This is a genomic window from Nocardioides alkalitolerans, from assembly GCA_038184435.1.
GTDB classification, from domain to species: domain Bacteria; phylum Actinomycetota; class Actinomycetes; order Propionibacteriales; family Nocardioidaceae; genus Nocardioides; species Nocardioides alkalitolerans_A.
Genome location: CP116227.1, coordinates 742,190 through 767,162, shown reverse-complemented (window position 1 = coordinate 767,162; position 24,973 = coordinate 742,190). Strand labels below are relative to the sequence as shown.

At 73.4% G+C, this 24,973-nt stretch carries 20 protein-coding genes and 2 tRNA genes; 11 read left to right on the top strand and 11 right to left on the bottom strand.

The features are described from left to right. Positions 1–104: 104 nt before the first annotated feature. From PIR53_03785 to PIR53_03775, 3 genes are read left to right on the top strand one after another with little or no spacing between them, the layout of a single operon-like run. Positions 105–350 carry an acyl carrier protein gene (locus PIR53_03785; GenBank protein WZH53120.1) on the top strand — a complete coding sequence of 82 codons (246 nt, stop codon included), beginning with the start codon at positions 105–107 and terminating at the stop codon, positions 348–350. A 52-nt stretch (positions 351–402) separates the two neighbouring features. Continuing rightward, positions 403–1,650: a beta-ketoacyl-ACP synthase II gene (locus PIR53_03780; GenBank protein ID WZH53119.1), complete on the top strand. Its 1,248-nt coding sequence runs from the start codon at positions 403–405 to the stop codon at positions 1,648–1,650. Then, entirely contained in the window at positions 1,650–3,119 is a 1,470-nt protein-coding gene (locus PIR53_03775; GenBank protein WZH53118.1) for a carboxyl transferase domain-containing protein, read from the top strand. The genes PIR53_03780 and PIR53_03775 overlap by 1 nt, the downstream gene beginning before the upstream one ends. 91 nt (positions 3,120–3,210) lie before the next feature. Here PIR53_03775 and PIR53_03770 read toward each other — a convergent pair whose 3' ends face one another. Next, on the bottom strand, positions 3,211–3,729 hold the full coding sequence (locus PIR53_03770; GenBank protein ID WZH53117.1) for a DUF3145 domain-containing protein: 519 nt from the start codon (positions 3,727–3,729) through the stop codon (positions 3,211–3,213). Positions 3,730–3,965: 236 nt separating this feature from the next. On the opposite strand from PIR53_03770, the gene PIR53_03765 reads away from it, so the two are divergent. From PIR53_03765 to PIR53_03735, 7 genes are all read left to right on the top strand, one after another. Next, a complete protein-coding gene (locus PIR53_03765; GenBank protein WZH53116.1) occupies positions 3,966–5,507 on the top strand; it encodes an aminotransferase class V-fold PLP-dependent enzyme in 1,542 nt (513 codons plus the stop codon). Next, positions 5,507–6,841 (top strand): SidA/IucD/PvdA family monooxygenase, encoded by a 1,335-nt coding sequence (locus PIR53_03760; GenBank protein ID WZH53115.1) that lies wholly within the window; start codon positions 5,507–5,509, stop codon positions 6,839–6,841. Before PIR53_03765 ends, PIR53_03760 begins: the two co-directional genes overlap by 1 nt. Further along, the gene (locus PIR53_03755; protein ID WZH53114.1) at positions 6,838–7,380 is read left to right on the top strand and encodes a GNAT family N-acetyltransferase; all 543 of its coding nucleotides are present in this window, start codon (positions 6,838–6,840) and stop codon (positions 7,378–7,380) included. Before PIR53_03760 ends, PIR53_03755 begins: the two co-directional genes overlap by 4 nt. Beyond that, positions 7,377–9,173: an IucA/IucC family protein gene (locus tag PIR53_03750; GenBank protein ID WZH53113.1), complete on the top strand. Its 1,797-nt coding sequence runs from the start codon at positions 7,377–7,379 to the stop codon at positions 9,171–9,173. The genes PIR53_03755 and PIR53_03750 overlap by 4 nt, the downstream gene beginning before the upstream one ends. A 44-nt stretch (positions 9,174–9,217) precedes the next feature. Next, positions 9,218–10,537, top strand: coding sequence for an acyltransferase family protein (locus PIR53_03745; protein ID WZH53112.1), 1,320 nt, complete (start codon positions 9,218–9,220; stop codon positions 10,535–10,537). Positions 10,538–10,622: 85 nt separating this feature from the next. Beyond that, positions 10,623–13,868 (top strand): response regulator, encoded by a 3,246-nt coding sequence (locus tag PIR53_03740; GenBank protein ID WZH53111.1) that lies wholly within the window; start codon positions 10,623–10,625, stop codon positions 13,866–13,868. Positions 13,869–13,998: 130 nt separating this feature from the next. Then, positions 13,999–14,238, top strand: a complete 240-nt coding sequence (locus PIR53_03735; protein WZH53110.1) for a DUF3072 domain-containing protein — start codon at positions 13,999–14,001, stop codon at positions 14,236–14,238. Between the two features lie 18 nt (positions 14,239–14,256). Here the strand turns inward: PIR53_03735 and PIR53_03730 are convergent. From PIR53_03730 to PIR53_03720, 3 genes are all read right to left on the bottom strand, one after another. Then, positions 14,257–14,330, bottom strand: a tRNA-Ile gene (locus PIR53_03730). Between the two features lie 27 nt (positions 14,331–14,357). Next, the gene (locus PIR53_03725) at positions 14,358–15,380 is read right to left on the bottom strand and encodes a GNAT family N-acetyltransferase (protein ID WZH53109.1); all 1,023 of its coding nucleotides are present in this window, start codon (positions 15,378–15,380) and stop codon (positions 14,358–14,360) included. A gap of 112 nt (positions 15,381–15,492) precedes the next feature. Then, positions 15,493–15,568: transfer RNA gene (locus tag PIR53_03720), tRNA-Asn, on the bottom strand. 73 nt (positions 15,569–15,641) lie between these two features. Between PIR53_03720 and PIR53_03715 the strand changes: the two genes are divergently transcribed. After that, entirely contained in the window at positions 15,642–16,400 is a 759-nt protein-coding gene (locus PIR53_03715) for a PIG-L family deacetylase (protein ID WZH53108.1), read from the top strand. A gap of 54 nt (positions 16,401–16,454) precedes the next feature. Here the strand turns inward: PIR53_03715 and PIR53_03710 are convergent, their stop codons facing one another. The 7 genes from PIR53_03710 to PIR53_03680 all read right to left on the bottom strand — a co-directional run bounded on the left by PIR53_03710 (position 16,455) and on the right by PIR53_03680 (position 24,872). After that, positions 16,455–16,943 carry a hypothetical protein gene (locus PIR53_03710; GenBank protein WZH53107.1) on the bottom strand — a complete coding sequence of 163 codons (489 nt, stop codon included), beginning with the start codon at positions 16,941–16,943 and terminating at the stop codon, positions 16,455–16,457. Positions 16,944–16,950: 7 nt separating this feature from the next. Continuing rightward, the gene (gene dnaG / locus PIR53_03705) at positions 16,951–18,834 is read right to left on the bottom strand and encodes a DNA primase (GenBank protein ID WZH53106.1); all 1,884 of its coding nucleotides are present in this window, start codon (positions 18,832–18,834) and stop codon (positions 16,951–16,953) included. A 10-nt stretch (positions 18,835–18,844) separates the two neighbouring features. Then, complete coding sequence (locus PIR53_03700; protein ID WZH53105.1) at positions 18,845–20,185, bottom strand: deoxyguanosinetriphosphate triphosphohydrolase; 1,341 nt, start codon at positions 20,183–20,185, stop codon at positions 18,845–18,847. Positions 20,186–20,246: 61 nt separating this feature from the next. Continuing rightward, entirely contained in the window at positions 20,247–21,365 is a 1,119-nt protein-coding gene (locus PIR53_03695) for a hypothetical protein (GenBank protein WZH53104.1), read from the bottom strand. A 183-nt stretch (positions 21,366–21,548) separates the two neighbouring features. Further along, entirely contained in the window at positions 21,549–22,718 is a 1,170-nt protein-coding gene (dusB, locus tag PIR53_03690; protein ID WZH53103.1) for a tRNA dihydrouridine synthase DusB, read from the bottom strand. 66 nt (positions 22,719–22,784) lie between these two features. Next, positions 22,785–23,432 (bottom strand): hypothetical protein, encoded by a 648-nt coding sequence (locus PIR53_03685; GenBank protein WZH53102.1) that lies wholly within the window; start codon positions 23,430–23,432, stop codon positions 22,785–22,787. Positions 23,433–23,474: 42 nt separating this feature from the next. Continuing rightward, a complete protein-coding gene (locus PIR53_03680; protein WZH53101.1) occupies positions 23,475–24,872 on the bottom strand; it encodes a glycine--tRNA ligase in 1,398 nt (465 codons plus the stop codon). Positions 24,873–24,973 lie beyond the last annotated feature (101 nt).

Genomic DNA, 24,973 nt, shown 5'->3' with positions numbered 1-24,973 from the left:
CAGCACCCCCTGAGCAGCACCCCCTGAGCAGCACCCCTGAGAACCGCTCGACCCGCAGCACCCGGCTGCACCTCACCTGCACCACCCACCGGAAGGAACCCAGCATGGCCACCACCGAAGAGATCCGCACCGACCTCGCCGACATCGTCAACGAGGTCGCGGGCATCCCGGTCGAGGACGTCCAGCTCGACAAGTCGTTCGTCGACGACCTGGACGTCGACTCGCTGTCGATGGTCGAGGTCGTCGTGGCCTGCGAGGAGAAGTTCGGCGTCACCATCCCCGACGACGAGGTCAAGAACCTGAAGACCGTCGGCGACGCCGTGAGCTTCATCGAGAAGCACCAGGCCTGAGCCAGGGCCCGACCGACCCGCCCGCCGTACCCCCAGCCAGCGAAGGATCCACATGAGCAGCACCCGTGTCGTCGTCACCGGTCTCGGAGCCACCTCCCCCGTGGGCGGTGACGTCGCGAGCACCTGGAGCGCGCTCCTCGAGGGAACCTCGGGCGTCCGCGTGCTCACCGAGGACTGGGCCGAGAGCCTGGGCTCGCGCATCGCCGCCCGCGTGGCGGTCGAGCCGACCGAGGTGCTCGAGCGGGTCAAGGCCCGCCGTCTCGACCGCTCCGGCCAGCTCGCGCTGGTCGCGGCGCTCGAGGCGTGGGCCGACGCCGGCTTCACGGGTCCGGCGGGCGAGGTCGACGTCGACCCCGAGCGGCTCGCCGTGGCGGTCGCGTCCGGCATCGGCGGCGTCACGACGCTGCTGTCCAACTACGACAACCTGCTGGCCTCGGGTCCGCGCCGGGTCTCCCCGCTCGCGATCCCGATGCTCATGCCCAACGGTCCCGCCGCGGCGGTCGGCCTGCGGGTCAACGCGAAGGCCGGCGTGCACACCCCGGTCTCCGCGTGCGCCAGCGGCAACGAGTCGATCGCCCTGGGCGTCGACCTCATCCGTCTGGGCCGCGCCGACGTCGTCGTCGTCGGCGGCACCGAGGCCGCGGTGCACCCGCTGCCCATGGCCGCCTTCGGCCAGATGATGGCGCTCTCCAAGCGCAACGACGACCCGGCGGCCGCCTCCCGGCCGTGGGACAAGGGGCGCGACGGCTTCGTGCTCGGCGAGGGCGCGGCCGTGCTCGTGCTCGAGTCCGAGGCGCACGCCAAGGCGCGCGGCGCCCGGGTGTACGCCGAGGTGGCGGGCGCCGCGGTCACGGCGGACTCCCACGACATCGCCCAGCCCGACCCGGCCGGTCTCGGCGCCACCCGCGCCATGAAGCGTGCGCTCGTCGAGGGTGACCTCGCGGCGAGCGACATCCTGCACATCAACGCCCACGCGACCTCGACCCCCCAGGGCGACGTCGCGGAGGCACTGGCCATCCGCAACGCGCTCGGCGACGCCGCCGGCTCCGCGGTGGTCACGTCCACCAAGTCGATGACGGGTCACCTGCTCGGCGCCGCCGGTGCCCTGGAGTCCGTCGCGACCATCCTGGCGCTGCACCACCGCACGGTCCCCGCGACGATCAACCTCGAGGACCCGGAGGACGTCGGCCTCGACCTGGCCGACAAGGTGCGCGACCTCCCCCAGGGCGACATCGCCGCCCTCAACAACTCGTTCGGCTTCGGCGGCCACAACGTCGCCATCGCCTTCCGGAGCGCCTGATGACCCAGACCGCCCAGCCGTCCCCGCCGGCCGCGTCCCCCAACGCGAACCGCACGGTCAAGCCGAAGCTGCCGCGGGAGGACGACCCCCGCAACCCGCTGACCCGCCTGACCGCGCTCTTCGACGAGGGCAGCCTCGAGCTGCTGACGCCCGACGACCTCTCCGGCATGCTGGCCGCCATCGGCACCGTGGACGGCGCCCGGGCCGTGGCCTTCTGCTCCGACGCCACCGTCATGGGCGGTGCGATGGGCGTCGACGGCTGCCAGGTCGTCGTGACGGCCTACCAGCGGGCCCTCACCGACGGCGTGCCGATCATCGGCCTGTGGCACTCGGGCGGTGCGCGGCTGGCCGAGGGCGTCGCCTCGCTCCACGCCGTGGGCCGCATCTTCGCGATCATGACGCAGGCCTCCGGCCGCATCCCCCAGATCTCCGTGGTGCTCGGCCCGGCGGCCGGCGGCGCGGCGTACGGTCCCGCGCTGACCGACGTCGTCGTGCTGGGGCCCGAGGGTCGCATCTTCGTGACCGGCCCCGACGTCGTGCGCTCGGTGACGGGCGAGGACGTCGACATGCTGCGGCTGGGCGGCCCCGAGCCCCACGGTCGCCGCTCGGGCGTGGTGCACCTCCTCGCCGACAGCGAGGCGGACGCCCTCGCGCAGGCCCGCACGACGGCGTCGCTCCTCGGCGACCAGGGCACGCTGCGCGTCGAGACGGTCGAGGACACCGACCTCGAGGACCTGCTGCCCGAGTCGCGCAAGCGCGCCTACGACGTGCACCCGCTGATCGAGGGCGTGCTGGACGAGGGCTCGGCCCTGGAGCTGCACGCCCGCTGGGCACCCAACGTCGTCACGTCGCTGGGCCGCCTCGGTGGACGCACCGTCGGGGTCGTCGCCAACAACCCGCTCCGGCTCGGCGGATGCCTCGACTCGCTCTCGGCCGAGAAGGCCTCCCGCTTCGTGCGGCTGTGCGACGCGTTCGGCGTGCCGCTGGTCGTGCTCGTCGACGTGCCGGGCTACCTGCCGGGCGTCGGGCAGGAGTGGGACGGCGTGGTGCGCCGCGGCGCGAAGCTCCTCCACGCGTTCGCCGAGTGCGTGGTGCCGCGCGTGACCCTGGTGACCCGCAAGACCTACGGCGGCGCCTACATCGCGATGAACTCCCGCTCCCTGGGCGCCACGAAGGTGCTGGCCTGGCCCGGCGCTGAGGTGGCGGTCATGGGCGCGGTCGCCGCGATCCGCATCCTCCACCGCCGCAAGCTGGCCGAGGTCGCCCCCGACCTCCGCGACCAGGTCGAGGCCGAGCTGGCCGCCGAGCACGAGCGCATCGCCGGCGGCGTGGAGAGGGCCGTCGAGATCGGCGTCGTCGACGAGATCGTCGCGCCGACGCGCACCCGCACGGCGATCGCCGCGGCCATCGACGCCGAGACCCAGGCGCAGGGCGTGCGCCGCGGTGCGCACGGCAACATCCCCCTCTGAGGTCGCAGGCCGATCGAGGCAGGACGGACGCAGGTACGCCGGAGGGCGGGCTCCCCGCGGGGGGCCCGCCCTCCGGCGTACGTGCGTGGGGTCAGACGACCTGGTGGAGCCACCGCACGGGGGCGCCGTCGCCCGCGTGGCGGAAGGTCTCGAGCTCGTCGTCCCACGGCTTGCCGAGCAGGCGGTCGACCTCCACGAGCAGGTCCGTCTCGCCCAGCGCGGCCTTGAGCACCGCGGCCTTCAGCCGGTCCTCGGGGATGAGGATGTCGCCGTGCACGCCGGTGACGGCGTGGAAGATGCCGAGCTCGGGGGTGGAGGAGAAGCGCGCACCCTCGGAACCGGCGGTGGGCTCCTCGGTGATCTCGAAGCGCAGGTGCTCCCAGCCGCGGAGCGCGGAGACGACCTGGGCGGCCGACCCGACGGCGCCGGTCCAGGACAGCTCGGCGCGGTAGGTCCCGACCTGGGCGGCCTGCGGGGTCCAGTCCAGGTTCACGGGCACGCCGAGGACGCCCGCGACGGCCCACTCGATGTGAGGGCACAGCGCGGACGGGGCGGAGTGCACGTAGAGGACACCCCGCGTGGTGACGCGAGCAGAGTTGTGCGCGGTCATCAGACCTCCTTCGTCCCGACGTCGAGCGACGCCTTCCCCAGCGATCTCGAGCCCGGGACGAGCAGACCGGATGACACGTGTGTGGTTCCGCCCGCCATTGTGACGCACCGCCCCAGGATGCGCCACCCCGTGCGTCGGCCGCCGCCCGCGCCGTGGTCTGGCTCACTCCCGTTTGACATCAGCGTGGAAGCCTCTGGTTAGGTGAGCCTTGCCTTATCCCCCACCAGGAGGTCAGAGTGAGCTCGGCACTCCCCTTCGTGCCCACGGGCACGCCCCGCGGATCCAACGGATCCGCCGACTCCCCCCCGTCCCCCGTCCCCGCCCTGCTCGACGCGTCGTCCGTCGACGCGCTCCGGAACGACCTCGACGCCGCCCGCGACCTGCTCGTCGACGCGTTCTCCGGCGCCCGCCGGCCCCTGTCCGGCATCACGCCGGACGCGGCCGCCGCGCTGGTCGCCCAGGTCGACCTGGACCGCCCCCTCCCCTCCACGCGCGCGGTCCTCGAGGAGGTCCGCGACGTCTACCTCGACCACGCGGTCTGGTTCCACCACCCGCACTACCAGGCCCACCTCAACTGCCCCGTCGCCCTGCCCGCCGTCGTCGGCGACGTCGTCTCCGCCGCGGTGAACTCCTCGCTCGACACCTGGGACCAGAGCGGCCCCGCGACCTTCATGGAGCGTCACCTGATCGGCTGGACCGCGCGGCGGATCGGCCTCGGCGACACCGCCGACGGCATCTTCACGACCGGCGGGACGCAGTCCAACCTCCACGCGCTCCTCCTGGCCCGCGGCGAGGCACTGGCCGCGGGCGCCGACCTCGCCGACCTCCGCGTCGTCACGTCGGCCAACGCCCACTTCTCGAGCCGCAAGGCGGCGATGGTGCTCGGCATGGGTGAGGACGCGGTGCTCACCACCCGCGTCGACGAGCGGGGCCGTCTCGACGTCGACCACCTCGACGCGGTGCTGCGTGGTCTGCGCGCGGAGGGCCGGACCGTCATGGCCGTCGTCGCGACCGCCGGCACGACCGACCTCGGCAGCATCGATCCGCTCGCCTCCGTCGCCCGCGCCTGCCGGCGCCACGGGGTGTGGCTGCACGTGGACGCGGCGTACGGCGGCGGGCTGCTCACGTCGCGCCGCCGGCGGCACCTGCTCACCGGCATCGAGCGGGCCGACTCCGTGACCGTCGACTTCCACAAGACGTTTTTCCAGCCGGTCGCCTGCAGCGCCCTGGTGGTCGCCGACCGCCGCACGCTGCGCCACGCGACGCACCACGCGGCCTACCTCAACCCGGTCGACGACGTCGCCGAGGAGATCCCCAACCAGGTCGACAAGAGCTTGCAGACGACCCGCCGCTTCGACGCGCTCAAGCTGTGGACGACGCTGCGCACGCTCGGTCCCGACCGCATCGGCGAGCTGCTCGACGCGGTCGTCGACCTCGCGGCGCAGGTGCGGGAGGACCTCGTCGGCGATCCCGACTTCGCGGTCGTGCCGCACGGTGACCTCTCGACGGTGCTCTTCCGCTTCGTCGAGTCCGACGTCGACGCCGCGACGCTCGACGCGGTGAACGAGACCGCCCGCAAGCGGCTCTACGCAACGGGCCTGGGCGCCGTGGCCCGCACCCGTCACGGCGGGCGCACGTGGCTGAAGCTGACGCTGCTCAACCCCGCCACCACGCTCGGCGACGTGCAGCACGTGCTCGACCTCGTCCGCGGCCACGCCCGCGACGCGCTCGCCGAGGTGCCGTCCCCGGCCGGCGTCCCGAGCGGGGAGGTGGCCTGATGCGCGTCCACGACCTCCTCGGCGTCGGTCTCGGCCCGTTCAACCTCGGGCTCGCCTGCCTGGCCGAGCCCCTGCCCGACCTCGACTGCGTCTTCCTCGACGCCCGCGAGGAGCTGCGCTGGCACCCCGGGATGATGCTCCCCGACGCCACGCTGCAGGTGCCGTTCCTCGCCGACCTCGTGTCGCTGGCCGACCCGACCTCGCCCTTCTCGTTCCTCGCGTGGCTGAAGGAGACCGGACGGCTCTACCCCTTCTACGTCCGCGAGTCCTTCTACCCGATGCGCGCCGAGTACGACGCGTACTGCCGCTGGGCGGCGTCCCGCCTCGGCGACACCGTCGTGCTGGGTCGCGAGGTCACCCGCGTGGAGTGGGACGGTTCCGCCGCCGGTGGGACCGGCGCCTACGCCGTCCACGCCCGGGACGTCCGCACGGGCGCGACCGAGACCCGTCTCGCGCGCCGTCTCGTGCTCGGCGTCGGCACCCGGCCCCACCGCCCCGCGCCGCTGCAGGACCTCCCGGGGCCGGCCTGGCACTCGGCCGACTACCTCGCGGTGCGCGACGCCCTCCTCGAGCACGACGACGTGACCGTCGTGGGGTCCGGCCAGAGCGCCGCCGAGATCGTCAGCGACCTGCTCGCCTCCGCCCGGCCCGAGGTGCGGCTGCGCTGGGTCACCCGGTCACCGCGCTTCTTCCCGCTCGAGTACACCAAGCTGACGCTCGAGCTGACCTCGCCGGAGTACAGCCGCCACTTCCAGTCCCTCGCCCCCGGGCGGCGCGAGCGGCTCCTCGCCTCCCAGGCCGGGCTCTACAAGGGGATCAGCTCCGACCTCGTGGACCAGATCCACGAGCAGCTCTACCGCCGGAGCCTCACCGACGCCGTCCCGCCGCAGCTCCTCACCTCCGCGGAGGTCGTCGACGCGACGTACGACGGGGCGCGGTTCTGCCTCGGCCTGCGGCACCGCGACACGGACGAGGACTTCGCGCTCACCACCGGGGCCGTCGTCACGGCGACGGGGTACCACGCGGAGGTGCCCGCCTTCCTGGCGCCCGTCGCGGACCGCATCCGGTGGGACGAGCAGGGTCGGTTCCTCGCGACGCCCGACTTCACCGTCGACGTCGAGGACGGCGGGATCTTCGTGCAGAACGCCGAGCTGCACACCCACGGATTCGTCGCCCCCGACCTCGGCATGGGCGCCTGGCGCAGCTCGGTCATCCTCGCGAAGGTGTTGGGCCACGAGCCCTACCCCGTCGAGCGCCGGGTCGCGTTCCAGGAGTTCGGGGTGCCCGCCGAGGTCGCGGAGCGGGCCGACGTCCCCGCGGGGGTGGCGCGATGATCACGACCACCGCTCCCCCCGAGCTCTCCACGCGCCCGTTCGACCTCGGCCGCGACGTACCGCTCCTCCACCGGTGGGTCACCAACCACCGCGCCCGGTTCTGGGGCATGGAGCACGCGAGCGTCGAGGACGTGCGCCGGGAGTACGCCGCGATCGTCGCCAGCGACCACCACGAGGCCCGCATCGGCCTCGAGGCCGGCGAGCCGGTCTTCCTCATGGAGACCTACGACCCGCGCCACCACGAGCTCGCCGCCCACCTCCGCCTGCTGCCGGGCGACCGCGGCATGCACTTCCTCGTCGCCCCCACCGACCGGCCGCGGCACGGCTTCACCCGCGCCGTCATCGCGGCGGTGCTCGCCGAGTGCTTCGCCGACCCGGCGGTCGGACGGGTCGTCGTGGAGCCCGACGCCCGCAACACGGCCGTGCACGCCCTCAACGCCGCCATGGGGTTCGTCGTCGAGGCCGAGGTGCGGCTCAGCGACAAGACGGCCCTGCTCAGCACCTGCACCCGCGCGGCCTTCGAACGGAGCAGCCGATGACCCCGCCCAGCCCCACCCACCACCTCACCCCCGAGCGCATGGCCCGGGCCCAGCGCGACCAGGTCGCCAAGATGCTGGCCGAGCTCAGCCACGAGTGCCTCCTGCGGCCGGAACCGCTGCCCTCCCCCGACAGCCCGCCGCGCTGGCGCGTCAGCGGTGACGACCCCACGGTGGCCTGGGAGTTCACCGCCCGCCGCCTCCCGCTCGACCACTGGTCGGTCGACCCGGGCTCCGTGCGGCGCACCGTCGGCGGCGACGACCGCCCGGTCGACGCCCAGCAGCTCGTGCTCGACCTGCGCACGACCCTCGGGATGAGCGCGACGGTGCTGCCGACGTACCTCGAGGAGATCGCCTCGACCCTCGCCGGCCGCGCGTGGAAGCTCCGTCCGGAGGCGCCCACGTCCGCGGAGCTCGCCGACGCCGACTTCCAGACGATCGAGGCGGCGATGACGGAGGGGCACCCCTGCTTCGTCGCCAACAACGGGCGCATCGGCTTCGGGGTCGACGACTACCACGCCTACGCACCCGAGGTCGGTCCCCGGGTGCACCTGGAGTGGGTGGCGGTGCGGGCCGAGCACGCGGTGTACGCCGCGGAGCCGGGCCTGGCCGACCAGCGCACCCTGCTCGCCGGGCAGCTCGACCCCGACGAGCTCGACGCCTTCGAGAAGGTGCTGCGCGAGCGGGGCCTGGACCCCGACGCCTACCTGCTCGTGCCCGTGCACCCCTGGCAGTGGCGCAACAAGCTCGCGATCACGTTCGCCCCGCAGGTCGCGACGCAGGACCTCGTCCACCTCGGCACGGGTCGGCACGCGATGCAGCCCCAGCAGTCGCTGCGCACCTTCTTCGACGTGGACGAGCCGGGGCGGCACTACGTGAAGACCGCCCTGTCGGTGCTCAACATGGGGTTCATGCGGGGGCTGTCCGCGGCGTACATGGAGGTCACGCCCGCCATCAACACGTGGGTCGACGAGCTCGTGACGGGCGACCCGACCCTGCAGGAGCTGGGGTTCTCGGTGCTCCGCGAGGTCGCCGCCGTGGGCTACCGGCACCCGATCCACGACCAGCACGCCACCTCGCCGTACCAGAAGATGCTCGCCGCGCTCTGGCGCGAGAGCCCGGTGCACCGGGTCGCCGAGGGCGAGGGACTGGCGACCATGGCGGCGCTGCTGCACGTCGACGCCGACGGCCGTTCGCTCGCGGCCGAGCTCGTGGCCCGCTCGGGCCTGCCCGCCGAGGAGTGGGTACGGCGCTACCTCCGCGCCTACCTGACCCCGGTGCTGCACTGCTTCTACGCCCACGAGCTCGTCTTCATGCCGCACGGGGAGAACCTGATCCTCGTGCTGCGCGACCACGTGCCGGTGCGCGCGATCATGAAGGACATCGGCGAGGAGGTCGGGCTGTTCGACACCGCGCGGGAGCTGCCCGAGGCGGTGCGCCGCATCCAGGGCGAGTTCCCCGTCGAGCGCCAGGTGCTGGCCATCGCTTCCGACGTGCTCGACTGCTACCTGCGGTTCCTCGCCGCCCGGCTCGACGAGGCGGGGACGCTGCCTGCGGAGGAGTTCTGGGCCGTGGTGGCCGGGTCGGTCGCGGACTACCAGGCCGAGCACCCCGAGCTGGCCGAGCGGTTCGCCCGGCACGACCTCTTCGCCCTCACGTTCGAGCGGATGTGCATGAACCGCCTGCAGCTGCGCGACAACCAGCAGATGGTGGACCTCACGGACCCGGACAGCGCGGTCATGCTGGCCGACGACCTGCCGAACCCGTTGAGCGCCCACCGGCCGCGGACCAGGTAGGCGTACTCAGGCGCGCCCGGCGGCGGCGCGGGAGGCTCGGGAGCATGTCCACGACGACCCGCACCCACCTCTCGCCCGCCGCCCTGGCCGACGCGACGCCCGCCTCGCGCAACCGCGTCGTCGACCTCCTGCGCGGCGCCGCCATCCTCGTCGTCTGCCTCGGCCACTGGCTGATGGCGGCCGTCTACGTCGACGGCGACGGTGGCCTGCACCGCGCCGGCCTGCTCGGCCAGGCCACCTGGATCCACCCGGTCACCTGGGCGTTACAGGTGATGCCGGTCTTCTTCCTGGTGGGCGGCTACGCCAACGCGATCTCGTGGCGGGCGGCGCGGGAGCGCGGCACGACGTACGGCGGGTGGCTCCGCGCCCGGCTCCGTCGCCTCGTGCTCCCCCTGCTCCCCCTCATGCTGTTCTGGGCCGTGGTGGCCCCTGCGGCCCACGCCCTGGGCGTGAGCGCCTCCACCCTGCGGATCGCCAGCATGGCCTCGCTCGTGCCGACGTGGTTCCTCGCCGTCTACGTGCTCGTCGTCGCGATCGCCCCCGCCACGCTCGCCCTGTGGGAGCGCTGGGGCTGGTGGAGCGTCCTCGGCGGCACCGTGCTCGCCGGGATCGTCGACGCGGTGAGCATCAGCCAGGACCTGCTGCTCGTCGGCTTCCTCAACTACGTGCTCGTCTGGGGCACCGTGCACCAGCTCGGCTACGCCTGGCGCGACGGCGCCCTCGGGTCGACCGCCCTGCGCCTGTCGATGGCCGCGGTCGGTCTCGTCGGGCTGCTGCTGCTCGTAAACGTGGGGCCCTACGCGGTGAGCATGGTGGGCGTGAACGGTCACGGCGTCGACAACTCCTACCCGGCGCGCGTGACGCTGCTCTTCCTCGGCTTCCTGCAGGCCGGCGTCGTCATGGCGCTCGAGCCCCGACTGCAGCGCCTCGTTGCCCACCGCCGCGTGTGGATGGCGACGATCCTGGTCAACGCGCGGATCATGACGATCTACCTGTGGCACCTCACCGCGCTGACCTTCGTCGTCGCCGGCTCCCTGGCCCTCGACGGGTTCGGCTTGGGCCTCACCCCCGACACCGGCACCTGGTGGGCGACGCGGCCGCTGTGGTTCGCCGTGCTGGCGCTGGTCACGACCGCCCTGGTGGCCCTGCTGGGTCGCTTCGAGCAGCCCGCCGCCGACGACCGACCCGCGCCCCGCGCCGTCCTGCCCGTGCTCGCCGTCGTCGCGGTCTGCGCCCCGCTGGCGGTCATGGCCGACCTCGGCATCGCGGGCACCGACGGCACCGTCAACTGGTGGCTGCCGTGGCTGCCCGTCGTCGCCGCCGCCGCGACCGGCCTCCTGCGGCGTCCGCGGATGCTGCGCTGATCGGGGCTTCGTCCGCGGCCCGACCGGCGCGCGTCGTAGGCTTCCGGCGGGTGCTCACGCGCGGGTGCTCGCGGAGGAGGGCAGCGTGGAGCTCGGTGATCTGTACCGTCAGGTCGTCCGGTCCCTCACCGACGGCATCCTCGTCCTCGACCTCGACGGCACGATCCGTTACGCGAACCAGTCCTGCGCCGACCTCGTGCGGGTGCCGCACGAGGAGATGGCCGGGCGGCACATGCACGAGTTCCTCGACGCGGACGGCCGCGTGCACTCGCAGGCCTTCCTCGACCAGGCGGCCCGCGGCCACCTCCTCGCCGAGGAGGTCGACACCCTGCTCATCGCGACCGACGGCACGCCCGTCTGGGTGCGGCTCAAGCAGACCGGCCTGTTCGAGGGCGACCGGGTCGTCGGGCTCATCCTCCGGCTCACCGACAACATCGAGACCAAGCTGCTCCTCGACGAGCTGACCGCCAGCCGCCGCACGCTGGAGCAGGCCGAGCAGATCGCCCGACTGGGCAGCTGGACGTGGGACCTGCGGACCGGCGAGGTGCACGGCTCCGAGGGGCTGGTCGAGCTCTTCGGGCAGTTCACGAGCTCGCTGCTCTCCCGGGAGGTCGCCCAGCTGCAGTCCATCACCCACCCCGAGGACCACGACCGGCTGGTCGACGCGATCACCACGCTGATGGACGGCACCAAGCCCCGGGTCGACATCGAGCTGCGGCAGCGCGGCGAGACGGGCTGGATGTGGATGCGGATGCGGGCGCTCGCGAGCTACGACCGCGACGGGGAGGTGGTGTCGATCTCCGGCACCCACCAGGACATCACCCGTGCCCGGGCGACCGAGGACGAGCTGCAGGACCAGGTCACCCAGAACTCCCTCATGCAGGCCATCGCGACCGCCGCCAACGAGGCGACGACCCTCGACGAGGTCCTGGTGCACGCGCAGACGATGGTGATCCTCCACGACGACTGGGAGCGCGGTCGTGCCTTCCTCCCGGCCGAGGACGGCACCGACGTCGAGCCGCGCTACTACGCCGAGGAGGACCGGCAGGCCGACCTCGCCCGTCCCGACGTCGCCGCCCGCGAGCTGGCCACGGCACGACGCTGCCTGGAGCTGCGCGAGGCCGTGTGGGACGACGACGTCCGTCTCACCATCGCCGCCCCGATCATGCTGGCCGACGAGGTGGTCGCCGTCGTCACCATCACCTCGTTCGCCCCGCTCTACCGCCACGACATGATCCGCGGTCTCGTCGAGCAGGCCGCCGTGCAGCTCGCACGGGTCGCCGAGCGCGAGCGCACGGCGCGGGACCTCGCCGAGGCGCGCGACCGGGCCCTCGAGGCGTCGCGTCACAAGTCCGAGTTCCTCGCCACGATGAGCCACGAGATCCGCACCCCGCTCAACGGCGTCCTCGGCCTGACCGAGCTCCTGGCCCGCACCCCGCTCGACGCGCAGCAGCGCCACCTCGCGTCGGGGATCGCGGTCTCCGGACGTTCGCTGCTCGGCATCATCAACGACATCCTCGACTTCTCGAAGATCGAGGCCGGGCGCCTCGACGTGGAGAGCGTCGACCTCGAGGTGCGCGGGGTGCTCGAGCAGGTCACCAGCGTGCTCGCGGAGTCGGCCCGCGCGAAGGGCCTGGACCTCCAGGTGTCGTGCAGCCCGGAGGTGCCGGAGATGCTGTCCGGCGACCCCACCCGCCTGGCACAGGTCATCACCAACCTGGGCTCGAACGCGGTCAAGTTCACGTCGCGGGGCTCGGTCTCGATCCGCGCCACCTCGACCCCCGGGCCCGACGGCACGACACTGCTGCGGGTCGAGGTGCGGGACACGGGCGTCGGCATCCCGGAGCAGCAGCGGCGACACATCTTCCAGCCGTTCGCGCAGGCCGACACCTCCACCACCCGGCGCTTCGGCGGCACCGGCCTCGGTCTCGCCATCTCCGCCGAGATCGTCGAGGCCTTCCACGGCGAGATCGGCGTCGACAGCGCCCTCGGCCAGGGCAGCACCTTCTGGTTCACGGCGCAGCTGGGCAGCCCCACGGGCACCCGTCGCGACGCCCGCCTGCGCCGCACCCGCGAGCAGCTCGGCCGCACGAAGGTGCTCGTGGTCGACAACGACGTGCAGAACCGGCTGATCCTCCGCGAGCAGCTCGGCTGGTGGCACGTGACGTCGACCGGCGTGTCCAACGCCGCTGAGGCGCGCAGCGCCCTCGCGGCGGCGCACGACGCCGGCGACCCCTACGACATCGTGCTGCTCGACCTCGCCATGCCGGACGAGGACGGCATCGACATCGCTCGCTCCCTCCACCTCGACCCGCGCTTCGTCCACCTGCCGCTGCTGCTGCTCTCGTCGGCGTACCTGCCGCTCACCGACGACCTCCGCCAGATCGGCATCACCACCTGCCTGACCAAGCCCGTGCAGGCCGCCGAGCTGCGGGACGCCCTCGTGCGCATGGTCGAGGGCGAGGACGCCGGCGTCACCGAGCCGCGCCCGACGGAGCCGGACGACGACGCCCGCGGCAAGCTCGTGCTGGTCGTGGAGGACAACCCGGTCAACCAGGTGGTGGCGCGGGGGCTCCTCGCCTCGATGGGGTACGACGTCGACACCGCCGACGACGGCGCCGAGGCGGTGGACCTGACGGAGGTCACGGCGTACGACGCCGTCCTGATGGACCTGCAGATGCCCCGCCTCGACGGGTACGCCGCGACCCGCGCCATCCGCGCGCGGGAGGCGGCCACGGGTGCGCGCCGCACCCCCGTGCTCGCCATGACGGCCGCCGCGATCGCGGGCGAGCGCGAGAAGTGCCTCGCCGCGGGGATGGACGACTTCATCACCAAGCCCGTCGCACCCGCCACCCTCGCGGCGGCCCTGGCACGCTGGACCGGGAGCACGGAGGTCGGCGGCGAGGACGGTGGGACGGTGGAGGACAGGACCGCACCGCACGACGCACCCGACACGTCGGACGGCAACCTCGACATCGAGCGCCTCGAGCTGCTGCGGGAGCTCTCGCCGGACGACACGGCGTACCTCGACCGCGTCATCGGCGGGTTCCTCGGGCGACGTGCCGACGCCCTCACGCGCATCCGGGCGGCCGTGGCCGCCGACGACCCCGCGCGGCTCGCGGCCGAGGCCCACGGGATGAAGGGGTCCGCCCTCAACATCGGGCTGCCGGTGGTCGGCGGGCTCGCCGGCGACCTCGAGCACCTCGGCCGCGCCGGCGGGACGGTGGGTGCCGACGACCTCCTGCTGCGCTTCGAGGCGGCGCTCCAGGACGCGGAGGAGGGCCTGCTGGCCTACCAGGAGTGGTACCGGTCGTTGGCCGCCGGGGCCTGACGCCCGGGTGGCCTCGACCCGGGCGCGCGAGATGTGCGGCTGGGGACACCCTGACCGCGCCACACCTGCCCCAGCTGCACAGTTGCGCGGCCTACAGCGCGGGCTTGGACCCGGGGGCTACGGTCAGACCATGGAATCGAACACGCATGCGAACGAGGGTGAAGTGCTCGGCGCGGAGAAGGCCGACCCGACCGCCACGGAGAAGGACCCGCAGGACTGGGTGACCGGCGACGAGCCGGCCACGGGTGCGCAGAAGAGCTATCTCGACACGCTGGCCCGCGAGGCCGGGGAGACCATCCCCGCCGACGGGCTGACGAAGGCCGAGGCCTCGGAGCACATCGAGCGGCTGCAGGAGGAGCGGGACTCCTGAGCCGGGCCGATGCACCAGTAGGGCGGGTGGGGCTCGAACCCACGACCGAACGATTATGAGTCGTTTGCTCTAACCGACTGAGCTACCGCCCCTCGGCGCACGAGCCTAGTAGTGGCCGCTCACCCGTCGACACGCGCCTCGATCATGTGGGCACGGTCGACGAGCACGAACCCGAACGCGCGGTTGACGGCCTGCATCGCGGCGTTGTCGGTCGACACCCAGGTGTGCACCGACGTGCGCTCCGGGTAGTCGTCGGCGAGCAGCTCGAGCGTCGTCACCTTGAGCAGGGTGCCGAGCCGTCGGCCGCGGTGCTCGGGCATGACGAGGGTGTCGCCCTGGTAGACGGCGGTGTCGTCGGGCTGCAGCACGAGCACGGTGTAGCCGGCCATCTCGCCGTCCTCCACGCGGCGGGCCGCCGCCGTGATGACCGTGTAGTCCGCCGCCCGGCGGCGCTCCTCGTCGCGCCGGAGCCGCTCGGGGGTGACGACCGCCGGCTCGACGTCGGCCTCGCCGCGCGGGACGTCCTGGTTCATGCGGGTGCGCATCGCGCAGAAGGCCTCGACGTGCTCGTCGGGGCACCGGTCGACCCAGGTCACGACCTCGTAGCCCGACGACGCCGCCAACGCCTGCTCCGCCAGGCGGGCGAGGTGGCCGGCGTCGACCGGGACGGGCAGCTGGAGGTGCTCCTCGACGTGCACCGTGGGGATGCCCATGCCGTCGACGAAGGCGAGGCCGGGCGCCTCCCCATCGACCGGCACGATGATCTCGAGCGCGACGGTGGTGCGGCCCAGCGCACGGGTGCGCTCGACGACCGCCTCCCACAGCAGGCGCCCGACGCCCTCGCGGCGGTGCCGCGGCAGCACGTGGATGTCCGCCTCGACCAGGTGCTCGTTGTCGTCGAGCGGCCAGCACATCTCGGCGACCCCCGCGACGTCGCCCCGGTCGTCGCGGGCGATGAGGTGGACGCCGTCCTCCCCCGCGCCCCAGGCGTCGCGCGTCGCGCGGAGGGCCTCGAAGGTGCGGTGGGGCGCGTCGGGGTCGGTGTCCGTGACCGAGGCCCGCTCGATCTCCCAGAACGTGCGCAGGCCGGCGTCGTCAGTGGCTTCCACGACGTGCACGTGCACCTGGGTCGGACGAGTCATTGCCCCAGCCAACCACCTCCCCGGTCACCGCGGGGGGAGGTTGGCGCCGGACCTCCCGAGTGCCGAGACGCATGAGGGCCCGGTCGGTGTTCCGACCGGGCCCTCGTCGTGCTGGCTCCCCCAATTGGACTCGAACCAATAACCTGCCGATTAACAGTCGGCTGCTCTGCCAGTTGAGCTATGGGGGATCGCTCTCAACAGCGGGCAGAGCCTAGCAAGGTGGCACCCCCGGTGCGAATCGGGGTGGCATGCTCGGACGGCATGAGCCCCGACGCGTCGACGCCCCCTCCCCCGCTCGCCCCGCTGCGCGAGGACTGGTCCCGCGCCCTGGCGATCGTCGCCCATCCCGACGACCTCGAGTTCGGCGCCGCGGCCGCGGTCGCGCGGTGGACGGGGCAGGGCAAGGAGGTCGTCTACGTCATGGTCACCAGCGGTGAGGCCGGCATCGACGGGCTCCACCCGGAGCGGTGCCGGGCCGTCCGCGAGGCCGAGCAGGTGGAGTCCGCCCGGCTCGTCGGCGTCGACACCGTCGAATTCCTGGGGCTGCCCGACGGGGTGCTGGAGTACGGCGTCCCGTTGCGCCGCACCCTCGCCGAGGTCGTGCGACGTCACCGGCCCGAGGTGGTCATCACCGGCAACTTCCGCGAGACCTGGGGTGGTCGCGCCTTCAACCAGGCCGACCACATCGCCGTCGGACGGGCCGTGGTGGACGCCGTGCGCGACGCCGGCAACCGGTGGATCTTCCCCGAGCAGCTCGTCGACGGCCTCGAGCCGTGGGGCGGCGTCGGCGAGGTCTGGGCCGCGGGGTCGCCCGACGCCGAGCACGGGGTGGACACCACCGCGACCTTCGACGCCGGGGTGCGGTCGCTGGAAGCCCACCGGGCCTACATCGACGGGCTCAGGTGGGAGAACTTCGACGCGCGGGAGTTCCTCGAGGGCATGGCCCGCCCGACCGGGGCCCGGCTCGGTGGGACGCACGGCGCGGCCTTCGAGGTCGTGCCCATGGCCTGGGGCGACTGAACCGCAGCCGTCAGACGGACCCCTCATCGGGCCCGTCGGCAGGCCGACCCGCCGTCAGGCGCCCACGTCGTCCCGCGCGCGGGCGAGCGCCTCGGCGGCGACGCGGCGTACGGCGGGGTCGTCCGGATCGACACCGGCGTCGAAGCGGAAGCCCCACGCGAGCGCTCCCCCGCCGGGCGCCCGACGGGCGACGACGTGCAGACCGGCGCGACCCGCGACCCGCACGTGGCGCTGCAGCACCACCGAGGCGGTGACGCGCTCGCGCACCACCTGCAGCAGGCGGTCCCGGGCACGGGGGTCCGTCTCGTCGACCGTCACGACGTGCCGTGGTGCCGCGGCGACGTCGGGGGCGACCTCGGTGACGGTCAGCGTGCCGGTCTCCGCGTCCCACTCCGCGGCGTCGACGCGCTCCCACGGCACCCGCGCCGGCGTCGCGTGCTCCCCCGGCAGGTGGAGGGCGTCCCGGTCGGCCAGCACGCCGCCGGCCGCGGCGAGCACGCGGCCGCCGCTCGGCGTCCGGCGGGGGCGCGGCAGTCCGACCACCGTCCCCTCACCCGCCGATGGCGCGCTCGCGCAGGGTGCGGCGCTGCTGCTCCAGGACCATGAGGTCGCCGAACATCCGGTTGTAGTCGTCGGCCGCGTCCACGGGGTTCGTGCGCTGCAGCCTCGACTTCAGGTCGGCGATGCGGCGCTGCACCGTGAGCTCCTGCAGGCGGTAGACGTGGGCGTTGACGTACGCCGGGTCGGGGCTCGCGTTGCCGACGAGCGGCTCGGTCGCCAGCTCCCCCAGCGCCCGGGCCGTCACCTCGTCCGTCGTCGCGTCGCGCAGGCGCGCCACCCACGCCGGGTCGGCGCTGCCCGCGGTGACCCCGCCGGCGTCGACGGTGAGCTGCCAGACACCCCGGTACGTCGGGTGCGTGAAGTCGTCCGCATCCACGTCGTCGATCGTGCGACCGACCGAGCCAGGGTGCTGCACGACGAGCTTGAGCGTCTCCCGCTCGATCGCGAACCGGGGGTCGCGCAGCGGCGGCAGCTGCCGCCCAGCCGCGCGCTGCGGCTGCGGTTCTGGACGCTGCTCTGGGGTCTTCTTCGAAGCACGGGACGCGGCGCGCCGCACCTCATTGAGTACGTCGTTGTCGTCAACATCGATGCCGACCAATTTTGCGATCTCGCGGGCGAACTGTTGGAGAAGCGCCTGGTCTCGGATCGATGACACGAGCTGCGCCGCCTCGCGCACCGCCCTTATCCGGCCATCGGCCCGCTCAAGGTCGTATTGACCCACCACGTTGCCGAGCACGAACCTGTACAGAGGCATACGGCGAGCCACCAGTTCTCGAACTGCTTCATCACCCTGGGCGAGGCGCAGGTCGCACGGGTCCAAGCCACTGGGCTCGACTGCGACGTACGTCTGCGCCACGAAGTTCTGATCTCCACCAAACGCACGCAAAGCCGCTTGTTGTCCGGCCGCGTCGCCATCAAAGGTGAAGATGACTTCTCCCCTGAACTGCTGGTGATCCATCATGAAGCGGCGCAGCACCCGCGCGTGGTCGTCGCCGAAGGCGGTGCCGCAGGTCGCGACGGCGGTGGTGATGCCGGCGAGGTGGCAGGCCATCACGTCGGTGTACCCCTCGACGATGACCGCCTGCGAGAGGCGCCCGATGTCGCGGCGGGCGAGGTCGATGCCGTAGAGCACCTGGCTCTTCTTGTAGAGCGTCGTCTCGGGGGTGTTGAGGTACTTCGCCTCGATCCGGTCGTCGTCGAACAGCCGCCGCGCACCGAAGCCGATCGTGCTGTTCGAGGAGTCGCGGATGGGCCACAGCAGGCGGCCGCGGAAGCGGTCGTAGGCCGAGCGGCCCACCGCGGTCACGCCGGCGGCGACGGCCTCGTCGGTGGTGAAGCCCCGCCCCTGCAGGTGCCGGGTCGCCGCCTCGCCGTCGCGCGGCGCGAAGCCGAGACCGAAGTGCGCGGCCGCCGCCTGGTCGAAGCCGCGCTCCGCGAGGAAGCGTCGTGCCTCGACGGCCGCGGGCGTGGCCAGCTGCTCGGCGTAGAACTCCTGCGCCACGCGGTTGACCTCGATCAGGCGGCTGCGCTGGGGGCCGCGTGAGCCGGGCTTCTCACGGTCGCCGCCCTCCTCGCGGTCGAGCCGCACGCCGAAGCGCTCGGCCAGCCGCTCGACGGCCTCGACGAAGCCGAGACCGTCGTGCTCCTGGAGGAACCAGATGACGTCGCCGCCCTTGCCGCAGCCGAAGCAGTGGCAGAACTGGCGGGCGGGGGTGACGTTGAACGACGGTGACTTCTCGTCGTGGAAGGGGCAGAGCCCCTTCATGGACCCGCCGCCCGCGTTGCGCAGCATGACGTAGTCGCCCACGACCTCGTCGATGCGAGCCCTCTCGCGGACCTCCTGGATGCTGGAGTCCTTGATCTTGCCCGCCACGTCGCGGAGTCTACGCGGGCGCGCCGCGTCCGTCGGCCAGCCGTCCCCACCACGCGACGGCGCTGCCGTCGGTGAGCGAGGCCACCTGGTCGACGACCACGCGGAGCCGTGCGGCGTCGTCGGCCGCGGCCGTCCAGTCCTCCGCGAAGGCGGGCTCCAGCGCGTCCGGACCACGTCGCAGGAGCTCCGCCATGAGCTCGGCCAGCAGCTCCCGCTGACGGCCCATGAGCGCGATCCGGTCGTCGGTGCGCATGACGAGATGGGCAGCGATGCCCTTGAGCACGGTGATCTCGAGACCGGTGCGCGCGGGCACCACCAGGTCCGCCGAGTGCCGCACGGGCACGTCGCCGTCGAGCGCCGCGAAGGTCGCCGTCTGCACGGCTCCGCAGAAGCGCCCGACGAGGTCGCTGGTGAGGTTCTTCAGCGCGGCCTGCGAGCGTCGCGTGCCGTCGTACGGCGCGGTCGGCCAGGACCCGACCGCCCGCAGCCCCGCGAGCACCTCGTCGAGCGTGTCGTCGTCGACGCCGGGGGCGTACCACTCGCGCACCGTCTGCCACAGGCCCTCGCGGTGCCGGTCGAGCGCGGTGAGGTCGATGCGGCCGGCAGCGACACCGTCCTCGACGTCGTGCACCGAGTAGGCGACGTCGTCGGCGAGGTCCATCACCTGCGCCTCGACGCACTGACGGCGCGGCGACGCCTCCGGCACCCCGCGGCGCAGCCAGTCGAAGGTGGGCCGGTCGTCGTCGTACACCCCGAACTTCACGACCAGCCGGGGCGAGCCGTCGCCGTGCACACCCTGCGGGGCGGGCGCGGACGCGCGGTCCCACGGGTACTTCGTGCAGGCGTCGAGCGTGGCCCGGGTCAGGTTGAGCCCGACCGAGGTGCCGTCGGGCGCGAACGTCTTCGCCTCGAGCCGGGTCAGCAGGCGGAGGGTCTGCGCGTTGCCCTCGAAGCCGCCGCACGGCTCCGCGAGCTCGGCGAGCACCGCCTCCCCGTTGTGGCCGAACGGCGGGTGGCCGAGGTCGTGGGCGAGCGCCGCGGTCTCGGCGACGTCGGGATGGGTGCCGATCGCCCGCGCGAGGTCGCGCGCCACCTGGGCCACCTCGAGGCTGTGGGTGAGCCGGTTCCGCACGAAGTCGTCGGTCTGCGGTCCCATCACCTGCGTCTTCGCCGCCAGCCGCCGCGTCGAGGCCGCGTGCACCACGCGCGCACGGTCGCGCTCGAACGGCGCCCGCTGCGGGGCGTCGACCCGCTTCGGCGGCTCGGGCAGGTAGCGCTCGCGGTCCGCCTCGTCGTACGCCGCGGCAGCGTGCGCGTCGGCCGTGGGGGCGGGGTCGGGTCGGGTCGTCATGACCCGCCCGACCCTACGACGCCCGGGCCGGTCGGCGCCGGTGGGCGCCGGTCGGCGCCGGTCAGTAGACGCTGACGTGCACGTGGTCGTAGTGGTTCGCCGTGTCGGAGCCGCGGTCCTCCATCGACCGCCACCCCTCGCTCGAGCGGTCCACCGACCAGATCTTCTGCTCGTAGATCACGTAGTTGACGTCCCACTGGGTGTAGTTGGCGCGGATGTACTCCGCGATCTCCCACCCCAGGTCGCCCCGCACCATGATGTCGAGCGCGAGGCCGCGACCGTGGTCACCGTCGCCGCGCCAGCCGCCGTAGGAGGTCACCTCCGGGAAGGCCGCGCACACCGACTCGTGGAGGGCGGCGATGTTGGCGGAGACGCTCGACGGGGTCGAGCTGGTGGTGCACTCGCCCCCGGCCGCCCGGGCGGCGGCGGAGCCTCCGGGCCCGGCTGCGGCGGGCTCCTCGCTGTCGAGGTAGCCGGCCGTGACCCAGCGCGAGGCGCCGTCCTGCACGACCTCCTCGCGGCCGTTGGCCGTGCGACCGGTGACGAGCACCTCCGTGCCCTCCTCGAGGAGCCCGACGACCTCGGCGGACGGCGACGCCGTCGTGTGCAGGTTGAGGTCCGTCGTCGCCCAGCGCGTCGTGTCCGCGGCGGCGACGGCCTGCGCAGTGGCGGCCTCCTCGGCCGCACGCTGCTCGGCGGCGGCCTGGGCCGCAGCCCGCTGGGTGGCGATGGTGTCGACGGAGGCGCGCCACGCGTCGTACTGCTCCCGGACGGAGAGGACCGCCTGCTGCGCCGCGAGCGCCTCCCGGTCGACCGAGCGGCTCGTCGCGGCCTCGCGGTCCTCGAGCGCCGAGGCGACGTCGGTGATCTCCGTCAGCGCGGACGCCGTCGAGGCGGGTGCGGGATCGGCGTCGGTGAAGCCGACGCCCACGGCGACCACGCCGACGGTGGCGAGGGTGGCGAGCGGTCCGGCGACGACGACGCGGCGGGGGGCGGTGCGCACGACGCCGCGGGCCTCGCGGCCCAGGGCCCGGACACGGCCGGCCAGCGACGACGCACGGGCGGCACGGCGGCCGGACGTGCTCTGCGGCTCGGGGCCGGGGTGGGAGTCGAGGTGGGGCTCGGGGTGGTCGTTCGTCGGGGCGAGACGGTCGTCCCGCTGGTGGCTGGGTTCGGCCACTGCGCTGATTCCTTCGGTTGCCGGCAGGGGGATGCGGCCCCGCAGGTCGTGCCGAGCCGCCGACGAGTAGAGCACACCCACCCCGGGGGTGGGCAAGACCGTGTCCCCAGGTCGGGCACCGCCCACAGGACGCCCGGTCGCCCGCCGAGGCACCGTGACCAGCGACGATGGACGCCGGCGGGGTCAGCCCCCGGAGGTCTCCCCCGCGTCCTCGGCGAGGCACAGGTCACGCCCGTCGGTGTCGTCGAGCCAGCCCTCGGGCAGCACGACGCGCTCGCGCGGCGAGCCCTGGCGGCCGCGCGGGGCACCGAGCTCGGACACCGGGTACGGCGCGGTCGGGTCGAGCTGCGCGAGCAGCTCGTCGAGCTCCGCGAGGGAGGCGGCGAGCGCCAGGGCGCGGCGCAGCTCGCCACCCGCGGGGAAGCCCTTGAGGTACCACGACACGTGCTTGCGGAACTCCTTGCAGCCGTGCAGCTCGTCCCCGACGTGCTCGACCAGCAGCTCGGCGTGGCGGCGCATGATGGCCGCGACCTCGCCGAGCGTCGGCAGCACCTGCACGTGCTCGCCGGAGAAGACGGCGGCCAGGTCGCGGAACAGCCACGGACGCCCGAGGCAGCCGCGGCCCACGACCACACCCGCCGCGCCCGTGTGCTCGACCATCCGCACGGCGTCGCCGGCCTCCCAGATGTCGCCGTTGCCCAGCACCGGGATGTCGACGGCGTCGACGAGCGCGGCGATCGCGTCCCAGTCCGCCACGCCCGAGTAGGCCTGGGCGACCGTGCGCCCGTGCAGCGCGATCGCGGCACAGCCCGCCTCCTGCGCGATCCGCCCCGCGTCGAGGTAGGTCAGCCGGTCCGCGTCGATGCCCTTGCGCGTCTTCATCGTCACGGGCACGCCGAACGGCTCGGCCGCGCGCACCGCGGCGGTCAGGATCTCCTCGAGCAGCCCGCGCTTCCACGGCAGCGCGCCGCCGCCGCCCTTGCGCGTCACCTTGGGCACCGGGCACCCGAAGTTCAGGTCGACGTGCGCGACGCCGTACTCCTCGCAGAGGATCCGCGTCGCCTGCCCGACGTAGGTGGGATCGGTGCCGTAGAGCTGCACCGACCGCGTCGTCTCGAGCTCGTCGAAGACGAGCATGCGGCGGGTCGTCGCGTCGCCCTCGACGAGGCCGCGGCTGGTGATCATCTCGCAGACGTAGAGGCCCGCGCCCTGCTCGGCGCAGAGCCGCCGGTACGCCGCGTTCGTGATGCCCGCCATCGGCGCCAGCACGACGGGGACGTCGACGACGAGCGGACCGAGGTGCAGCGGGCCGGGGAGGCTCGCCGTGCCGGCCGGGATCGTCGCGGTGCTCATCCCGCCATTGTCCTCGTCGGCGCGCGCGGCACGGAATCGCGGCGTCGAGCGATGCCCTGCAGGGGGTCAGCGGGGCGCGACGGCGCCCCAGGTCACGGGGGCGACGTCGCCGGTGGCCTGGAAGGCGACGGCCGCGACCGGCTGGTCGTTCGGCGCCAGGTAGACCAGGCACCCCTCGGTGGTGGCACCCGGCCCGAAGGGCGTGGGCAGCGGGGTGCTCGGGCACGGCTCGAACGTCGCGGCGAAGCCCGAGGCGGCGACGAGGGCGCCGTCCTCGCCGTACCCGAGGAACAGCGGCATCGCCGCCGCTCCGAGGTCGTCGTCGCCGACGTTCTCCGCGGTGTAGGTGACGAAGTACGGCGCCACCTCGTCCGCGACGCCGTTGAGGAGCCAGCCGTCGAACAGCTCGAGGGGCGCGGGCTGCACGCCGACCACCGTCAGGTCCACGACGGCCTGCCGGTCGGCGCCGACCCGCCACGCGACCGTCGCCGGCTCGCCGAGGGGCAGCTCGGTGCCGGCGGCGGTGGTCGTGACGCCGTCGGGGAGAGCGGGCGCCGACGTCGCCTGCGAGGTCGGCGGGGGTGCGGCCACGGTGGAGCCGCCGTCGTCCGCCGGGGTCGGTCCGCCGGGACCGGACGCGCCGCCCCCGCCGCCGCACCCGGCGACGGCGAGGGTGCCGACGACGGCGAGGAGCGCGGACCGCGAGCGCGTCATGCGGTCATTGTGCACGCGCTGCCCGGTCGGGCCCGTCGACGGTCACGCCCCCGCGAGGCGCTCCGCGAAGTACGACACGATGCCGTCGAGGCTGACGCGCTCCTGCGACATCGTGTCGCGCTCGCGCACCGTCACCGCGTTGTCCTCGGGGGTGTCGAAGTCGACCGTCACGCAGTACGGCGTGCCGATCTCATCCTGGCGACGGTAGCGGCGGCCGATGGCGCCGGCGTCGTCGAACTCCACGTTCCAGTTGCGGCGCAGGTCGGCCGCGAGGGCCTTCGCCTTCGGCGACAGGTCCGCGTTGCGGCTGAGCGGCAGCACCGCGACCTTGACGGGCGCGAGGCGCGGGTCGAGGCGCAGCACGACACGCTTGTCGACCCCGCCCTTCGTGTTGGGCGCCTCGTCCTCGGTGTAGGCGTCCACGAGGAACGTCATGAGGCTGCGCGACAGGCCCGCTGCCGGCTCGATGACGTACGGCGTGTAGCGCTCGTTGGCGGCCTGGTCGAAGTACGACAGGTCCTGGCCCGAGTGCTGCGCGTGGGTGGAGAGGTCGAAGTCGGTGCGGTTGGCGACGCCCTCGAGCTCACCCCACTCCGAGCCCGCGAAGCCGAAGCGGTACTCGATGTCGACGGTGCGCTTCGAGTAGTGCGACAGCTTCTCCTTGGCGTGCTCGTAGTGCCGCAGGTTCGCCGGGTCGATGCCGAGGTCGGTGTACCACCGCGTGCGCTCGTCGATCCAGTACTGGTGCCACTCCTCGTCCTCGCCCGGCTTGACGAAGAACTCCATCTCCATCTGCTCGAACTCGCGCGTGCGGAAGATGAAGTTGCCGGGCGTGATCTCGTTGCGGAAGCTCTTGCCGATCTGGGCGATGCCGAACGGCGGCTTCTTGCGGCTCGAGGTCACGACGTTGGCGAAGTTGAGGAAGATGCCCTGCGCCGTCTCGGGACGGAGGTAGTGGAGGCCGGACTCGTCCTCGACCACGCCGAGGTAGGTCTTCATGAGGCCGGAGAACTGCTTCGGCTCGGTCCAGGCGCCGCGCGTGCCGCAGTTGGCGCACACCACGTCCGACATGGGGACGGCGTCGGGGTCGTCGAGGCCCTTCTTCTCGGCGTACGCCTCCTGCAGGTGGTCGGCGCGGAACCGCTTGTGGCACGACTGGCACTCCGTCAGCGGGTCGCTGAAGGTGGCGACGTGGCCGGAGGCCTCCCAGGTCTGGCGCGGGAGGATGACGCTGGAGTCGAGACCGACGACGTCCTCGCGGCCCTGCACCATCGCCTTCCACCACTGGCGCTTGATGTTGTCCTTCAGCTCCACGCCCAGCGGGCCGTAGTCCCAGGCCGAGCGGGTGCCGCCGTAGATCTCCCCGCAGGGGTAGACGAAACCTCGACGCTTCGCGAGGGAGACGACGTGGTCGACAGTGGTTGCGGGCGGCTTGGCCACGAGTGCTGCTCCTGCTGGGGGGACGGGACGCCAGCTGGCTGCCGGCTGCTCGGAGCAGGCTATCGAGCAGCGGTCGGCGGCGGTCGGGCCCCCCGGGGTCG

Excerpts from the sequence above, each read along its gene's own strand:
- PIR53_03785 (WZH53120.1), top strand. The coding sequence starts at position 105 with ATGGCCACCACCGAAGAGATCCGCACCGACCTCGCCGACATCGTCAAC.
- PIR53_03780 (WZH53119.1), top strand. The coding sequence starts at position 403 with ATGAGCAGCACCCGTGTCGTCGTCACCGGTCTCGGAGCCACCTCCCCC.
- PIR53_03775 (WZH53118.1), top strand. The coding sequence starts at position 1,650 with ATGACCCAGACCGCCCAGCCGTCCCCGCCGGCCGCGTCCCCCAACGCG.
- PIR53_03770 (WZH53117.1), bottom strand. The coding sequence starts at position 3,729 with ATGACCGCGCACAACTCTGCTCGCGTCACCACGCGGGGTGTCCTCTAC.
- PIR53_03760 (WZH53115.1), top strand. The coding sequence starts at position 5,507 with ATGCGCGTCCACGACCTCCTCGGCGTCGGTCTCGGCCCGTTCAACCTC.
- PIR53_03755 (WZH53114.1), top strand. The coding sequence starts at position 6,838 with ATGATCACGACCACCGCTCCCCCCGAGCTCTCCACGCGCCCGTTCGAC.
- PIR53_03750 (WZH53113.1), top strand. The coding sequence starts at position 7,377 with ATGACCCCGCCCAGCCCCACCCACCACCTCACCCCCGAGCGCATGGCC.
- PIR53_03745 (WZH53112.1), top strand. The coding sequence starts at position 9,218 with ATGTCCACGACGACCCGCACCCACCTCTCGCCCGCCGCCCTGGCCGAC.
- PIR53_03735 (WZH53110.1), top strand. The coding sequence starts at position 13,999 with ATGGAATCGAACACGCATGCGAACGAGGGTGAAGTGCTCGGCGCGGAG.
- PIR53_03725 (WZH53109.1), bottom strand. The coding sequence starts at position 15,380 with ATGACTCGTCCGACCCAGGTGCACGTGCACGTCGTGGAAGCCACTGAC.
- PIR53_03715 (WZH53108.1), top strand. The coding sequence starts at position 15,642 with ATGAGCCCCGACGCGTCGACGCCCCCTCCCCCGCTCGCCCCGCTGCGC.
- PIR53_03700 (WZH53105.1), bottom strand. The coding sequence starts at position 20,185 with ATGACGACCCGACCCGACCCCGCCCCCACGGCCGACGCGCACGCTGCC.
- dusB (WZH53103.1), bottom strand. The coding sequence starts at position 22,718 with ATGAGCACCGCGACGATCCCGGCCGGCACGGCGAGCCTCCCCGGCCCG.
- PIR53_03685 (WZH53102.1), bottom strand. The coding sequence starts at position 23,432 with ATGACGCGCTCGCGGTCCGCGCTCCTCGCCGTCGTCGGCACCCTCGCC.